This window comes from Saccharothrix deserti (genome assembly GCF_009769385.1).
In the GTDB taxonomy this organism is placed as follows: domain Bacteria; phylum Actinomycetota; class Actinomycetes; order Mycobacteriales; family Pseudonocardiaceae; genus Actinosynnema; species Actinosynnema deserti.
Window position 1 is genome coordinate 374,136 of sequence record NZ_ML775959.1, and the last position, 14,536, is coordinate 388,671.

General features: G+C 70.4%; 17 protein-coding genes and 3 pseudogenes. 13 read left to right on the top strand and 7 right to left on the bottom strand.

Translation table 11 applies throughout. From position 1 onward, the window contains the following. Positions 1–15: 15 nt before the first annotated feature. A complete protein-coding gene (locus FM051_RS51400; RefSeq protein WP_238412040.1) occupies positions 16–420 on the bottom strand; it encodes a TetR family transcriptional regulator in 405 nt (134 codons plus the stop codon). 13 nt (positions 421–433) lie between these two features. Here FM051_RS51400 and FM051_RS51405 point away from each other — a divergent pair. After that, positions 434–607: pseudogene (locus FM051_RS51405) on the top strand (fluoride efflux transporter FluC); the annotation flags it as partial. 6 nt (positions 608–613) lie between these two features. Here the strand turns inward: FM051_RS51405 and FM051_RS01390 are convergent. Further along, positions 614–1,117, bottom strand: a complete 504-nt coding sequence (locus FM051_RS01390; protein WP_158839742.1) for a universal stress protein — start codon at positions 1,115–1,117, stop codon at positions 614–616. A 138-nt stretch (positions 1,118–1,255) separates the two neighbouring features. Between FM051_RS01390 and FM051_RS01395 the strand changes: the two genes are divergently transcribed. From FM051_RS01395 to FM051_RS51410, 3 genes are all read left to right on the top strand, one after another. Then, complete coding sequence (locus FM051_RS01395) at positions 1,256–1,777, top strand: DinB family protein (protein ID WP_158839744.1); 522 nt, start codon at positions 1,256–1,258, stop codon at positions 1,775–1,777. 65 nt (positions 1,778–1,842) lie between these two features. Continuing rightward, positions 1,843–2,259 carry a hypothetical protein gene (locus FM051_RS01400; protein ID WP_158839746.1) on the top strand — a complete coding sequence of 139 codons (417 nt, stop codon included), beginning with the start codon at positions 1,843–1,845 and terminating at the stop codon, positions 2,257–2,259. 338 nt (positions 2,260–2,597) lie between these two features. Then, positions 2,598–4,988, top strand: a complete 2,391-nt coding sequence (locus FM051_RS51410; protein ID WP_238412041.1) for an AMP-binding protein — start codon at positions 2,598–2,600, stop codon at positions 4,986–4,988. A gap of 13 nt (positions 4,989–5,001) precedes the next feature. Here the strand turns inward: FM051_RS51410 and FM051_RS51415 are convergent, their stop codons facing one another. Then, positions 5,002–5,154 (bottom strand): ferredoxin, encoded by a 153-nt coding sequence (locus FM051_RS51415; RefSeq protein ID WP_162470674.1) that lies wholly within the window; start codon positions 5,152–5,154, stop codon positions 5,002–5,004. 48 nt (positions 5,155–5,202) lie between these two features. Here FM051_RS51415 and FM051_RS51420 point away from each other — a divergent pair, with 48 nt between their 5' ends. Further along, positions 5,203–5,346 (top strand): hypothetical protein, encoded by a 144-nt coding sequence (locus FM051_RS51420; RefSeq protein WP_238412042.1) that lies wholly within the window; start codon positions 5,203–5,205, stop codon positions 5,344–5,346. Next, positions 5,343–6,149 (top strand): phosphotransferase, encoded by an 807-nt coding sequence (locus FM051_RS01410; RefSeq protein WP_274383423.1) that lies wholly within the window; start codon positions 5,343–5,345, stop codon positions 6,147–6,149. Before FM051_RS51420 ends, FM051_RS01410 begins: the two co-directional genes overlap by 4 nt. A 216-nt stretch (positions 6,150–6,365) precedes the next feature. On the opposite strand, the gene FM051_RS01415 is transcribed toward FM051_RS01410, so the two are convergent. Continuing rightward, positions 6,366–6,836 (bottom strand): STAS domain-containing protein, encoded by a 471-nt coding sequence (locus tag FM051_RS01415; RefSeq protein WP_338019439.1) that lies wholly within the window; start codon positions 6,834–6,836, stop codon positions 6,366–6,368. Between the two features lie 840 nt (positions 6,837–7,676). On the opposite strand from FM051_RS01415, the pseudogene FM051_RS53615 reads away from it, so the two are divergent. After that, positions 7,677–8,276 (top strand): annotated as a pseudogene (locus FM051_RS53615) (FAD-binding protein); the annotation flags it as partial. A 20-nt stretch (positions 8,277–8,296) separates the two neighbouring features. Here the strand turns inward: FM051_RS53615 and FM051_RS53620 are convergent. Further along, positions 8,297–8,626 carry a hypothetical protein gene (locus FM051_RS53620; RefSeq protein WP_338019440.1) on the bottom strand — a complete coding sequence of 110 codons (330 nt, stop codon included), beginning with the start codon at positions 8,624–8,626 and terminating at the stop codon, positions 8,297–8,299. Positions 8,627–8,641: 15 nt separating this feature from the next. On the opposite strand from FM051_RS53620, the gene FM051_RS51435 reads away from it, so the two are divergent. From FM051_RS51435 to FM051_RS01445, 6 genes and pseudogenes are all read left to right on the top strand, one after another. Continuing rightward, entirely contained in the window at positions 8,642–9,154 is a 513-nt protein-coding gene (locus FM051_RS51435) for a BBE domain-containing protein (protein ID WP_238412044.1), read from the top strand. Positions 9,155–9,172: 18 nt separating this feature from the next. Continuing rightward, positions 9,173–9,598, top strand: a pseudogene (locus FM051_RS53895) (dihydrofolate reductase family protein); the annotation flags it as partial. Positions 9,599–9,783: 185 nt separating this feature from the next. Beyond that, positions 9,784–11,193 (top strand): FAD-dependent oxidoreductase, encoded by a 1,410-nt coding sequence (locus FM051_RS01430; RefSeq protein WP_238412045.1) that lies wholly within the window; start codon positions 9,784–9,786, stop codon positions 11,191–11,193. Positions 11,194–11,433: 240 nt separating this feature from the next. Next, positions 11,434–12,438: a zinc-binding alcohol dehydrogenase family protein gene (locus FM051_RS01435; RefSeq protein ID WP_158840064.1), complete on the top strand. Its 1,005-nt coding sequence runs from the start codon at positions 11,434–11,436 to the stop codon at positions 12,436–12,438. Continuing rightward, a complete protein-coding gene (locus FM051_RS01440) occupies positions 12,435–12,638 on the top strand; it encodes a hypothetical protein (RefSeq protein WP_158839754.1) in 204 nt (67 codons plus the stop codon). Before FM051_RS01435 ends, FM051_RS01440 begins: the two co-directional genes overlap by 4 nt. A gap of 148 nt (positions 12,639–12,786) precedes the next feature. Further along, complete coding sequence (locus FM051_RS01445) at positions 12,787–13,083, top strand: hypothetical protein (protein ID WP_158839756.1); 297 nt, start codon at positions 12,787–12,789, stop codon at positions 13,081–13,083. Positions 13,084–13,144: 61 nt separating this feature from the next. Here the strand turns inward: FM051_RS01445 and FM051_RS01450 are convergent, their stop codons facing one another. Both FM051_RS01450 and FM051_RS01455 read right to left on the bottom strand, forming a co-directional pair. Beyond that, a complete protein-coding gene (locus FM051_RS01450) occupies positions 13,145–13,870 on the bottom strand; it encodes a class I SAM-dependent methyltransferase (RefSeq protein WP_158839758.1) in 726 nt (241 codons plus the stop codon). 161 nt (positions 13,871–14,031) lie between these two features. Continuing rightward, positions 14,032–14,536: Fur family transcriptional regulator (locus tag FM051_RS01455; protein ID WP_238412046.1), on the bottom strand; the 505-nt coding region annotated here is incomplete at its 5' end.

Below are 14,536 nucleotides of genomic sequence, written 5' to 3' on the forward strand. Positions count from 1 at the left end.
TCCCGCCGCCGCGCCTCAGAGATCTCCGTCGGTGTCGGCCCGACGTCCGGTTTCGCTTTCCTTGACCATTGCCTCTACCAGGACTCGTGCGGCCCAGGTGATGGTCTCCTGCTCGGCCTGCGGGTCGTCGAGGCCGCGGACGTCCCGCAGGGCGATCTGCGCCTCCCAGCCGACCACGATGGTCAGGGCCGAGATTTGGTCCAGCGTCGCGAAGTGCATGTAGATCGTGCGGCGTGACACGTCGGCGGCGGCCGCGATCTCGTCGATGGACGGCGTGGATTCGTTGGCGCTCAGGCGGATCGCCGCGTCGACGATCGCCTTACGGGTGCGGCGGCGCTGTGCTTCGCGGCCGCGGCCTGGCTCAAGACCTGGGCCGACTGGCAGGACCTCTCGGTGGAGTCGCACGGCAAGCTCGATCAAGAGACCCGTGCCCCTCGGCACCGGGTTCTGCGGAGCGCTGACCACCTACAGCACGTTCAGCTACGAAACCCTGCGCCTGGCCGAGCAGAAGGCCTACTCCTACGCCGCGATGAACGCCGTCATCAGCGTCGTCGCCGGGCTCGGCGCCGCCCTGCTCGCCCACACCACCGCGGCGATGATCGGCTGAGACGGGTCAGCTGCCCGTGGGATCGGCGACCAGCAGCACGGGTCGGTGGGCGACCCTCGGCAGGCTGCGGCTGACCGAGCTGCGCATCATCCGACTCAGTGACCGGTGCCGGTGCGTCCCCACCACGATCATCAGGGCGTCCTGCTCGTCGGCAACGGTGACCAGCAACTTCACCGGGTCGCCGTTCCACGCGTGGTAGGTCCACTTTCCGGGGTGCGCGGCCAGGGTTTCCCGAACCCGGGCGTGCAGGTGTTCGAGTGCCTTGCGCGCGTGGCTGTCCCAGAGCTCGACGGCGGCATCGGGGTCGACCGGGTGGTCGCGCTCATCGATGCCGTGCACCACGTGCAGATCCGCGTCGAGACGACGCGCCAGGTCGGCCGCCGTGCGCAACGCGGCCAGGCTCGCCGCCTGGTCGTCGAAGCCGACCACCAAGGCCGAAGCCCCGCGTCGCGCATCGGGCCGACCGGCGGGCAGCGTCAGCCGGCGCTTGTCGGGATCCGCCGCACTCACCGCACCACTGTCGCGCCGTCGGCCGACCGTCGCAGTCCGGAACTCACGGCCGCCCGTGACGTTCGCCCTGACCGCACCGGGCCGCGGCACCTGCCGAAGGGCGCGCAAGACGGTGTGCCGGCGGCGCACACTGGGGGCGTGGACAAGCAGGCGGTTCACGACGACATGGAGCGGGCACGAACCACGTTCCACGCGCTCCTCGACCAGGCGAGCGACGCCGACCTGCGCCGCAAGTCCGACGGCACGCTGTGGAACAACCGGCAGCTGCTGTTCCACATGCTCCTCGGGTTCCTCATCATCCGTGCGCTGCTCACCCTGGTGCGTCTGTTCGACCGACTCCCCGTCGGGATCAGCCGGGGGTTCGCCCGCTTGCTCAACGCGGGGACCAAGCCGTTCGACATCGTGAACTACGCCGGGTCGTGGCTGGGTGGCACGACTCTCGGCCGTCGCCAGATGGCCACTCTGTGCGACCGCGTGATGGCGGCACTGCACCGACGACTCGACCGCGAAACCGACACCGACCTGGCCCGAGGCATGCACTACCCGACCCGCTGGGACCCGTTCTTCCAGGACTACATGACCCTGGCCGACGTCTACCGCTTCCCCGTGCAGCACTTCGACTTCCACCACCGCCAACTCACCCTCGGAGATCGAGGCTGACGCGTGTCGAGGCTGTCCCTTCAGACCGCACCATGGCCGCTGAGTGCTCACCGTAGGGCGGTGCCATGACCGGGCCGGTCGAACAGCACGTGAAGCACGTCATCGTGGAGGCCACAGGGACCGGCAACTTCCTCGACCCCACCGCCTATCTCGACCTGCTGCCGACTTCGGCCGGCGCTCTCCCACCTGGAGCACGGGAATTCGCCACCGATCCCGATCACTATGACTTCTACAGCCAGCGGTGCGTGAAAGACCTGAAGCCCGACGCACTGCTGCGCGGGGAAACCGCCGGCGAACGCTGGCTTCAACTTGGCTTCCGCCACAACTGCTGGAAGCACGAGGAGGATCTGACGATTCGCTACGTCGGCGTCAGCAGCTTCAGCCTCGACACGACCAACCGGTCCGATTGGACCGGTAGGCGCGTTCGATGGACAGCGACCAGGTCGCCGCGACCGTGGCCCGGTGCTCGGGCAGTGCTTTGATCTTCCCCTTCGGCGACGCGACTGGCTTGTGGGCGATGAAGGTATGGACATGCCACTTGTCCGGCGGTTTTCCCGTCGGTACAACCGAATTCTCCGCCGTGTCGATCAACCGGGGCGGTCCGGAAAAACATTCGCATCGACGACCGGGGATGTTCGCTCAATAGTGTGACATTCTGGGTGCTGACCTGCGCATTTGCTGTGGCTGGAGGGAGTTGCGCGGGAGCTGTCGATCAATAGTGCTTGACATTCCGCGTCACGGGCCGTCAATCTCGACCACGGTGACGACCGGGGGAGTCGTGGCCGATCAGTTTCGACGTGATAATGGGGGAATCATGTCGGTGAGCGATCGCACCCTGGGTGAGAAGCAGGGCTGTATCGGTATCGGGAACCTGGTCGAACGGCTGGAGGCGCTCGCGCGCGACAACGGCTGGCTGGATCGGCCCGCCTACCACGTCGGCGCCGAGACCTACCGGTTCGCCGATGTCTACGAGGGCGCGGGCCGAGCCGCCGCCGCGTACACCGCGCGAGGGCTCGGCGCGGGCAGCCGGATCGCGCTGGTCCTGCCGGACGGCATCGACATGGTGTGGGCGTTCCTCGGCGCGATGAGGATCGGCGCGGTCGCGGTGCCGGTGAACTCGACCATGCACCCGGACGAACTGCGCCGCGCGGTCGAGATCGCGGTGCCGGACGCCATCGTGTGCGAGGAGGACCCGGGCGGTCGGCCCGCCGACGTGATCGCGCCGGAGGACCTGCGGGCGGACGGTGTCGCGCCCTACGCCCCGACCACGCCCGACAGCCCGGCGTACGCGGTGTTCACGTCCGGCACCACGGGCGACCCGAAGCTGTGCTTCCACACCCACGGTGACCCCGGCGTGTTCGAGCAGGCCATCGGGTCGGTCGTCGGCATCACGCCGGACGACGTCACGTTCTCGGTGTCGCGGATGTACTTCGCGTACGGGCTGGGCAACTCCGTGTTCCTCCCGCTGCACCGGGGCGGCACGACGGTGCTGTCGCGGGCACGCGCGACCGAGGACGACGCGCTGCGGATCATCAAGGTCCATGGCGTGACGGTCTTCTACGGCCAGCCGAGCTTCTACGCCCGGCTGTTGCGCCACCCCGATCACGCGCTGCTGTCCGGGCTCCGGCTGGCGCTGGTCGCCGGCGAGGTGCTGCCGGACGCGCTGGAGGCACGGCTGAGGCGGGTGCTCGGCGAGCGGCTGCTGAACATCTTCGGCACGACGGAGATCGGACATGCGTTGGTGGCCAACGCGATCGGTCGCAGCCGTGACCACACGATCGGGCGAATCCTGCCGCCGTACCGGATGCGGATCGTGGACGAGGCGGGCGCGGAGGTGCCGCCGGGTGTGCCGGGCGCGCTGGAGGTGGCGGGTCCGTCGATCGCGCTGGGCGTCGGGCGGGGCAGCGATCCGCCGTTGCGGGCCGGGGACTCCTGGTACGCCACCGGTGACGCGGCCACCGCGGACGAGGACGGGTACGTACGGCTGCACGGCCGGTTGGACGACGTGGAGATCGTCGGCGGCCAGAACGTGCACCCGGCGGAGACCGAGGACCTGCTGATGCGGCACCCCGAAGTGCGCGAGGCCGCGGTGTGCTCGGCGCGGCGCGAGACCGGTGTCACGACCCTGCGCGCCTTCGTGGCGTTGGAGGACGACGCGTCACCGGAGAAGGTGCGCGCCGAACTGCTCGCCGGCGCGCGGGCGGCCCTCACCTGGTACAAGGTTCCGGAAGACGTGGTCTTCGTTGCCGAACTGCCCCGCACGCCGACCGGGAAGCTGCGACGACGTGACATCCGCGCGATGGCGGGGGTTGAACCGGTGGAACAGAGCGGTGTCAACGGGAAGGCCGCCGCGGCGGTCGTGGTCACCATGGTGCTGTGGGCGTCGGCGTTCGTCGGTATCCGGTACGCGGGGGAGCACTTCGAGCCGGGGTCGCTGGCGCTGGGCCGGTTGCTGGTCGGCGCGATCGCGCTCGGTGCGATCGCCGCGGTGCGCGGTGTCGGGGTGCCGCCGAAAGCGGCCTGGCCGGGGATCATCGGATCCGGGGTGTTCTGGTTCGCGCTGTACATGGTGGCGCTGAACTGGGGCGAACGGCACGCGGACGCCGGGACGGCTGCGCTGATCGTCGGTGTCGGCCCGATCCTGGTGGCGTTCCTGGCCGGTTGGCTGCTCCGCGAGGGCTTCCCGGGACGGCTGCTGGCCGGGCTCGCGATCGCGTTCGCGGGCGTCGCGGCGGTCGGGCTCTCCGACGGGGGCGGCGGCTCGACGACCCAGGGTGCGCTGCTCTGCCTGGTCGCGGCGGCCGGGTACGCGGTCGGGGTCGTGGCGCAGAAGCCCGCTCTGCGCCACGCGTCCGCTCTGCAGGCCACCACGTTCGGCTGCGTGGTCGGCGCGATCGTGTGCCTGCCGTTCAGCGGACAGCTCGTCGGCGACCTGCGCGACGCACCGGCGAGCGCCACGATCTCGGTGGTGTACCTGGGGTTGCTGCCGACCGCGCTGGCGTTCTACACGTGGGCGTACGCGCTCTCCCACATGACCACCGGGAAGCTCGGCGCCACGACGTACCTGGTGCCGGCGATCGTCGTGCTGTTGTCGTGGGCGCTGCTCGACGAGGTCCCTGGTCTCGTGGCGTTGGCGGGCGGCGTGCTGTGCCTGGTCGGCGTCGCGGTGTCGCGCGGCAAACCCAAACCCGCCGTCACGGCGGCGACGTGACTCCGCGGTCGTGTCACCAGCGCCCGAAGCGCACGACCTCGCGCTGGTCGAAGACCTCGGCGGCGGCCATGACGCACTGCCCCGATGCCACGCATTCGGGTTGGTCCGGTTCCACGCGCTTGCGCTCGATCAACCCGGCGATGTAGGCGGTGTGGGGAGCCGACACCGCGTACCCGCAACCGCCGCCTCGCCAACCCCGATCCCGGACGAGCTCATGCGCCGAGTCGAGGAGGACGGGGGGCGCTGTTCGATCCGGACGAGGTACCCGGAGCTGCCCGACCTGTGGTGCGAGGACGGGTTGGTCGGCCCCGTGGGTTACCGCGCCGCGAGGGCGGGGTCGCTGCCGGTGGTGGTGTGATCAGCCTGGCCGGAACCCAGCCGCCCGTCGTCCTGCCGCACTGCGCAGACCTCGGTTCCCAGGCGCGCCGCCAGCAGGCGGAACTGGACGTGACACGGTGGCTCGCTGACCGGGGAACCCCCGTGATCCCTCCCAGTCCTCTCGTACCACGGGAACCCGTTCAGCGCGACGGGTTCTCGATGACGTTCTGGCAGTTCGTCGAGGAAGACCGGGACAAGGAGCCCGACTACGTGGCGAACTCCGAAATCGTTGCCGACCTGCACGCCGCGATGCGCGCATACCCGGGTCCACTGTCGTTCCTGTCCGCGGCCGAACCGCAGTTCATCACAGAAAGCCTTGCTCTGCTCGAAAAGAGCCCCGACCTCATCGGTCCGACCGATCTGGACCGCGCACGCCGCGAGTGGCAGGTCCTGGAACCTCTCGTGCGCTCGCGCACGGCGTTCGAAAAAGCGTTCCCGGGGATCGACCTCCAGCCCATCCACGGCGACTCCCCGCCCGCGAACGTCTTCTCCGGGGTGGACAGGGACCTCTACTCCGACTTCGAGCTGGTCACGTTGGGCCCCGTCGAGTGGGACCTGGCCGCTCTCGGGCCCGTCCTCGAATCCGCCTACAACCGCGGCGCGCAGCGCAACGGCATGAGGCCGTTGAACGAGGACGTCCTGAGCTTCGTCAACGCCGTGGGGATGCTGCGGGTCGTCGCCTGCCTCACGCTCGTGCCGCAACTGCCCTCGTTGGTGGAGTACCTGAAGCCGGCCATCGACCAATGGCAGACGATGCCGTTCGCCGGTGGCACGGCCGACTGACACCGACAAGTGCACCGCTGGTACGGCGCGTTCTGCACCGAGAGCGGACCTGTGCCGGTCGAGAAGTCATCGTCGCCGGCAGAGCGATGGGCCGCTCGCTTGAGAGCATCTGCGGGTGATCGTATTCGTGCTGTCCTGAGCGAACGGGCAGTGCGGGCCCGTGAGTGCTGACGGCGTGCCGACCGCGCGCAAGCAGCGCGAGCGTTGACGTCTCGGCTACGCGGGGGCCGGGCGGACGGAGGCCAGCGCCTCGGGCAGTGTCGGGAACAGCGTGAGGAACCCGACGGCGCCCGCGACGTGCAACGGCCGCAGGACGGGGCATCGGGCGGCGGCGATGGCGAAGGTGAGTTCTTCCTGCTCGGCCTGGCTGCTCACGGCCACCAGCATGGCGATGCCGATCGAGTCGAAGTGCGTGACCTCGGACAGGTCCGCGATCAGGCCGTCCGGTCTTTCCGTGAGCTGGTTGACCAGTTCCGTGCGGACGAGGTCGCAGGTGCCGATGTCCACGTCACCGGTCACCCGTGTCACGGCGACACCGTCCACCGATCGCGTCTCGACAGCGCACGGCTGCGGCGTGCCCACGGGCTGAACGTTTCCCACTTGACTCCCATGATCGCGAGGGGCACAACACGAAACGATTTCGGGTCCGCCGCTGCACTTCAACACATCCTCCACATGGGACCTCACGTTGCTCCGATAGCACTAGACGCTACGGGTACATGTGGGCGTAAGGCCAGGAAGGTGTCTGCGTACGTGTCGGATTTCATTGGTCGGCAACGTGGTTCACCGGTCGGCAACGCGGGGTGAACGCGACGTGATCCCACCGGCCTCGTCGGCGCCTTCCGCGTCGCCGACGACGCCGTGCACGGTGGGACACCTGGGCTTATGGGCGGTGCGTGGTCGGGGGAGAGTGGACGACCGCCGCGTTCGCCGCGAGGCCGGGAGCGGTCCCAGCCGTCGCTGTCCGCATCATCGGTGCTGTTCCGCGGCGAGGCGGCGAAGGATGCGGGGTTTCTCGTGCTGCGACACGAGAACGCGGTCCTTCGGCGGCAACCGGCAGGCACGGCCCGCTGCGAACCGGCAGACCGGTTGTGGTTCGCCGCCCTGTCCGGACCGGTGGATCGCTCGCGATGGCGGGAGATCTCCCCGGTCACTCCCGGCGCCCGGCTCGGCCGGCACCGCAGGTTCATCGCCGGAAGATGGGACTGCACCGCCCGTCGACGCAGAACACGCCGAGTCCGCCACCGCTACCGCCGTAGCCGGCCCAGCCGGTGTACCCGCCGGCCCCCGCGACACCGGCGTCGCCCCCGCGACCCGCGCGGTTACCGATGATCATGGTTTCGGTGATGACCGGATTCAGCGGTTGACCCAGTCGGGAGAACCTTTACGTGAAAAACATTAGGAGCATTACCATTGCCCTTCAAATAGGCGTGATTCCACATTGCATGCCACTTCTGGGTGTGTGGGGATCGCGCCATTTTCGCTGGTTGCCCGCCTGGGATGTGGGTGAGCACTGGAAAAACGACGATGGTAAGATGGAATGCGCGTCTACGGGTGTCTGCTGGTCGGGGTCGAGCACCCTCAACCGGTCACTCATCTTGTCCGGACTTCGGCGATCGTGTCCGCGAGGAGGTCGACGCCCGCCGTGACGGCCTGCTCGCTCAGTGCGCCGTACCCGAACACGAGACCCCCGGCGCCCGCACCGGCCGTCCAGTACGGCCTGAGCCCGTACACCCCGAGACCCCGCCGCGCGGCGGCTTCGACGACGGCCGCCTCGTCGAGGTCGGCGGGCAGGTCCGTCATCACGTGCAGACCCGCCGACACGCCGGTCGGCCGCAGGTCGGGCAGCCGCTCGCGCAACGCGCCCACGAGGACGTCACGCAGGCGCCGGTAGTGGGGCCGCATCCGGCGCAGGTGCCGGTCGAACTCACCGCGGGACACGAAGTCCGCGAACGCGAGCTGGTCGAGCACCGCGCGTGGGTCCAGGGCGGCGCGCTGCTCGGCGCACTCGACCGGGCCGCGCAGGAGCACGGTCTGGCCACGACGGCGGGCAACGTGTCGCACACCGGGGTGGGTGGCCTGACGCTCGGCGGAGGGATGGGGTGGCTCGCCCGGCAGTTCGGCCTGAGCTGCGACAACGTGTCGGCCTACGAGATGGTCACCGCCGACGGGGAACTGGTGCGGGCCACTGCGACCGAGAACCCGGAGCTGTTCTGGGGCCTGCGCGGCGGTGGCGGGAACTTCGGGATCGTGACCGGGTTCGAGTTCCGGTTGCACCCGGTCGGCAGCCGGGCCCTGATAGCGGACTTCCGCTTCGAGGACGCCGTGACGGCGCTGCGCGGCTGGCGCGATCTCAACGCCGGCGCACCTCGCCAGGCCACCTTCATGGCGTCGGTCACCGACGCGGGAGCGACCGTCGGCTTCGTCTGGGTCGGCGACCCGGACGAGGGCAGGCGGCTGGTCCCCTCCTTGCGCACGCTCGGAAATCCGTCGTGGAGCGCGTCGAGGAGCTGTCGTACCTGGAACTGCAGCGGATGGACGACGCCGTCGCGGCGCACGCACGCCGGCGGTATTGGAAGGGCCACTACCTCGGCGAGCTCACCGACGACGCGATCGATGCCTTCCTGCTGCGCGGCACGCCGGACGGCCGCGGTGCGCATCTCCCCTCGGTCAGCCTCCAGGCCTACGGCGGCGCCATCGCCGACGTGCCCGACAGCGAGGCCGCGTTCAGCCAACGGGGCACGGCGTTCGAGTTCGTCGCCGCCGCCTCGTGGACCGACCCGGCGCAGGACGATCTCCGGATCGGCGCGGCACGCCGGTGCGGCGCCTCGCTCGACCGGTTCGCCTGCGGCGCCTACGTCAACACCCTCACCGACGAGGGCCCGGCGGGTGTCCGACGTGCCTACCCGCCGGACAAGCTCGCCCGACTGACCGCGCTCAAGGACGTCCACGACCCGGACAACGTGTTCCACCTCAACCAGAACATCCGACCCACCGCCCGATGACGCGCAAGGAGAAAGGTCATGGGAGACGTCGTCCTGGACATCTCGGTATCGCTGGACGGCTTCGCCGCGGGGAGGGACGTGTCGCAGGCTCTCCCGCTCGGCGAGGCGGGCCACCGGCTGCACGGCTGGATGTTCGGCGACGGTGCCTCCGCGCCGACCGAACAGGACCGGCAGGCCGCCGCGACGTCCGAGTCGATCGGGTCGTACCTGGTCGGACGGCGGACGTACGACGTGGGAGTGGACCTGTGGGGCGAGGACGGCGCGTTCCGGCGCCCTTGCTTCGTGGTGACCGATCGCGGACGGGACACGGTCGTGAAGGGACCGACGACGTTCACCTTCGTCACCGACGGAATCGAGTCCGCTCTCGACCAGGCCAAGACGGCCGCCGGCGACCGGAAGGTCTGCGTGATCGGCGGCGCGACCCTGGCCCGGCAGTACGTCCGAGCGGGACTGGTCGCGAACGAGGGGTTTCCGGCCGCCGTGTCAATGCCGGCCAAAGCAGATCGGAGGCGGACACCGGCTGCCTGGACGCTCCTTGACACCCTGATCACCCCGCACGACCATCTGGTGTGCTCGGTTCAGGGCGGAACGACGTTGCGTCCTCCCGGGCGTTCACGAGGAGGCCCCACGTGCGGTTGTCGTCGGCGCAGCTTTTCCACGAGATCGCTACGCCCGGACCGCCTTCGGGGACGCGGGTGGTCATGCGGCGGGCGGTGGTGCTCGGCGGGAGCATGGCGGGGCTGTTGGCGGCGCGGGTGCTCAGCGACCACGCCGACGAGGTGCTCGTGATCGAGCGCGACGGGTCCGACGTGGACGACGGGCCGCGGGTCGGTGTGCCGCAAGGCAGTCAGGTGCACGCGCTGCTGCCGGCCGGTGCGGTGCAGTTGGAGCGGTGGTTCCCCGGTTTCGCCGACGAGGCGATCGCGGGCGGCGCCGTGGCGCCCGAGGACGGGTCGCGAGACCGGTTCTTCATGAACGGGAAGGTCCGGCTCGCGCCGCCGCTCGAGCAGGACTGGCCGGTGTTGGTCAGCACCCGGCCGTACCTGGAGGCGAAGGTGCGCCACCGGACCCTCGCGGTGGACAACATCCGGCTCGTCGTCGGCCGGGCCGACGGTCTGGTGTTCGACGGCGAACGGGTGGTGGGGGCGAGGTACGTGCCGGAAGGCGGGACCGAGGCCGTCACCGCGACCGCGGACTTCGTCGTGGACGCGATGGGCCGGTCCAGCAGGCTGGGCGATTGGCTGGAGGGCGCCGGGTGGCCACGCCCGCCGATGCGCCGGATGCCGATCAAGCTCAACTACGCCACCGCGATGTTCGCCTACGACGAGGCGATCAGCGACCTGTGGAGCGTGATCGCGCAGTACAGTCCCGACGACGGGAGGCCCGCGCGGATCGGCGGCGTGCTCCGGGTCGAGGGCGACCGCTGGATCATGCTCATCGCGGGCTACGGCGACGACCGTCCCGGCCGGGACGTGGCCGACTACACCGCCCGGTGCCGCAACCACTTCCCGGCCGTGTTCGGCGACGTCGCCGAACGCGGGCGGATGCTCGGCGACGTCGTCACCTACCACCAGGCCGACAGCAGGCGGCGGGACTTCCACGAGTTGGAGCGGCTGCCGGCCGGGCTGGTCGCGGCGGGTGACGCGATCGCGTCGTTCAACCCGGTGTACGGCCAGGGCATGACCTCCGCGGCGCTGCACGCGTCGTGCCTGTCGACGTACCTGCGCTCGGAGCCCCGTCTGGACGAACCGGCGAAGGCCTACTTCGACCGGGTGGCGGTCGTCGTGGACGCGGCGTGGCAGGTCTCGACGTTCGCGGACCTGGAGCTACCGCACGTGGACGGCCCTTATCCGCGTGGCTACAAGCTGATCAGGTGGTTGAGCGGCCAGGTGTTCAAGGCGTCGATGACCGATGCCGTCACGAACGAACGGCTGGCCCGGATCACCACCATGCTCGCCCACCCGCAGCAATTGGCCAAGCCGGGCACGATCCTGCGCGCACTGCGGGTCAACCTGCTGCCCGCCCCGACCCGGCGCTGATCAAGTCGCGACCGCCGACTGCGCTGTTCGGCCCGGAACAAAGTGGAGGAACTGCTGTGCCAGGGGCCGGCACCGACACGGAGGGGCGAGGCGAACCCGATCCGCACGGCGTCTGGAACCATTGCGGGCACTGGCTGTAGGCGCACGCATCGATCTGCGGTGCTGCGGTGGGCGGGTCGACTCCCGGCCACTTCAGCGGCCGGTGGGCCGGATCGGTGCGACGATCGACCCGTGAGCACGATGCGGGCGTGGCACGTGGATCGGCCCGGCCCGATGGCGGGCGGGCCGTTGGTGATGCGGCGGAGTCCGGTTCCCGAGCCGGGGCCGGGGGAGTTGCTGCTCAGGGTGCTGGTCTGCGGGGTCTGCCGCACCGATCTGCACGTCGCCGAAGGCGATCTGCCCGTGCACCGTCCGGGGGTCGTGCCCGGCCACGAGGTCGTCGGCGAGGTCGTCGGGTCCGATGACGACCGGTTCGCGATCGGCGACCGGGTGGGTGTCGCCTGGCTGCGCGGTACGTGCCGGCAGTGCCGGTACTGCCTGCGTGGCGACGAGAACCTGTGCCCCGACTCGGTCTACACCGGGTGGGACGCCGACGGCGGTTACGCCGACTTCACCGTGGTCCCCGCCGACTACGCCCACCGCCTGCCCGCCGGGTACTCCGACGCCGAGTCGGCCCCGCTGCTGTGCGCCGGGATCATCGGGTACCGGGCGTTGCGGCGGGCGGAACTGCCCGAAGGCGGACGGCTGGGCATCTACGGCTTCGGGGCGAGCGCGCACCTCGCGGCACAGGTCGCGCTGGCCCGCGGGGCCGTCGTGCACGTCATGACCCGCAGTGCGCGGGCCCGTGAGCTCGCGATGGCACTCGGCGCGGCGTCGGCGGGCGACGCCGCGGACCCGCCACCGGAGCCGCTGGACTCGGCGATCCTGTTCGCCCCGGTCGGCGCGCTCGTGCCGCCCGCGCTCGAAGCGCTGGACCGCGGGGGCACCCTGTCGATCGCGGGCATCCACCTCACCGACATCCCGCCGCTGGTCTACCGGACGCACCTGTTCCAGGAGCGGCAGCTGCGCAGCGTCACGGCCAACACCCGGCAGGACGCCGCGGAGTTCCTGCGCTTCGCGGGCGCGCACCGGCTGGAGGTCACCACCACGCCCTACCCGCTCGACGCGGCCGACCGGGCGCTGACCGACCTCGCCGCCGACCGCGTCGACGGCGCCGCCGTGCTCGTGGCGGGTGCGCAGACGTGAGCGCACCCATCGGTTCTTCCGCCGAGCGGCCTCACCAGGTGTTCAGCCGGCAACTGTTCCTCGGCGCCACGTTGGACACCGACGCCGAGACCGGCCCCGCCGTCGATGACCCCCGCACGGGACGTCAGCCGGCCGGCTGGGCGGGGTCACGTTCGAGCCAGGACTCGACGTCCACGGCGAAGGTGCTCGACCGGTCGTAGAGGTCGACCGACGCGTCGCCTCGCCGTCCTTCGCTGGCAGGTTTCATGCGCATGTCCTAATATGTTGCCGACGTTCGGTCGCGCCGTTCGCGGCCGTTCGGGGCAGCCGGGAACGGCTCCCGACCAACATCGGAGAGGTGAAACCTTTATGACGGCAGCGCACGTCGAACACGCCGAACACGACCACGTGCACGGGGAGGGCTGCGGCCACGTCGCCCTGCCTCATGTCGACCACGTGGACTACGCCCACGACGGTCACCTGCACCGCGACCACAACGGCCACTACGACGAATGCGAGCCGACGGGGCACGACGCCCACGCGGAGCACGTGCACGCCCACGGTGAAGGCTGTGGTCACGTGGCGGTTCCGCATGGCGACCACGTCGACTACATCCACGACGGCCACCGGCACGCGGTCCACGCCGAGCACTACGACGAGCACTGAACCGGCGCGGCACCGCCGGGTCCATCGACGGCCGGTGTGGCCGCTGGGCCGTGCTCGACCTCTAACGCCTGCGCCAGGCCAGTACGCCGGCCGGCGCGTCCGTCACCGGTTCGCAGCCCGCTTCGCGCAGCTCGGCGTGCAACACCTCGTCCGAGGCGACGAAGGAGGGGAAGGACACCGACTCCTCGGAGACCAGCCGGTCGCCTTCGTGCACGCGGTAGGTGACCGTCCACACCAGACGGTCACCGTCGACCGCCGCCTCGGCGACGGTGTCGTAGCGACGACGCCCGAGCGCACGCCCCGGCATCACCGTGGCCGGCACCGCGACCGGCTCCTGCGGCGCTTGGACGTCGACGACGACCAGGCCGCCGGTGCGCAGTCGGGGCACCCAGCGCCGCCACACGGCCTGTCGGTCGGCGGCGGAGAAGTGGGTGAGCACGTGCAGCATCACCACGGCGTCCACCGGTCCGTCGACCTCGGCGGTCAGCGCGTCGTCCGGCAGCACCGTGACCGGGGGATCGCCCAGCGCCGCCAGTCGGGTGGTGAGGGCGGCGCGCATGACCGGCGCGGGTTCGACGGCGAACACCTCCCCGCCTGCGGGGAGACCGGCCAGCAGGGTCTCGGTGAACAAACCGGTGCCCGAGCCGATCTCCACCACGCGCGCAGCGTCACCCAGCAACGCGCCGAGTGCCGCGCGCATCGCGTCGCGGTGTGCCGAGGGGAAGATCAGGTCGTAGTACTGGGCGTTGACGGCGTAGCCGCTCGCGCCCGAGGTGTCGGTCATCATCGGTCAGGCTGTCCTCGGGGTAGGTGGTTCCAGGGCGGTCGCCACGTCGTCGTCCGCCGACCACGCGGCGGTCCGGTGCGGATCGGGCACGTCGGCGGCTGCCGGAGCCCGAGCCCGCAGACGCCGCGGCGGCTCGGTCGACGAAGAGCGACTGGGGTCGATCAGGCGGCGCAGCCGGGGCACAAGCCGTTGACGCGGATCCTGATGACGATGTCGGTGAAGCCGAGGTCTTCAATCACCGGTGAAGTCCATTCGACGAGCGGCGACGGCTCGGGGAGTTCGACCGTCGTGTGACAGCGTGAGCAGATGAGGTGTTGGTGCGGCGACGGGGAGCAGTGCCGGTGCAGGTGCCGCCCCTTCCCGTCGATCACCGTGTCGACCAGTTTGTGCTGCTCCAGTACGTGCAGGGCGCGGTAGACGGTGATCAGGCCGATCGCGTGTCCCGTCTGCCGCATCAGCAGGTGCAGGTCGCCTGCGGTGACGAACCTGTCCTGCTGGGCGAGTGCTTGCAGCACGGAACGGGTCTTGCCGCTCAGCCGTCGGCCCGGCTTCACGTCGGCCGCCCGTTGCGGGGCGGACGACTGCGGTGATCGTGGCGTTGTGGCAGCGGGGTGGAGCCGTGGCACCGCGACGGGGGGTGAACGCGGTGCCACGGCTCGGCTGCCC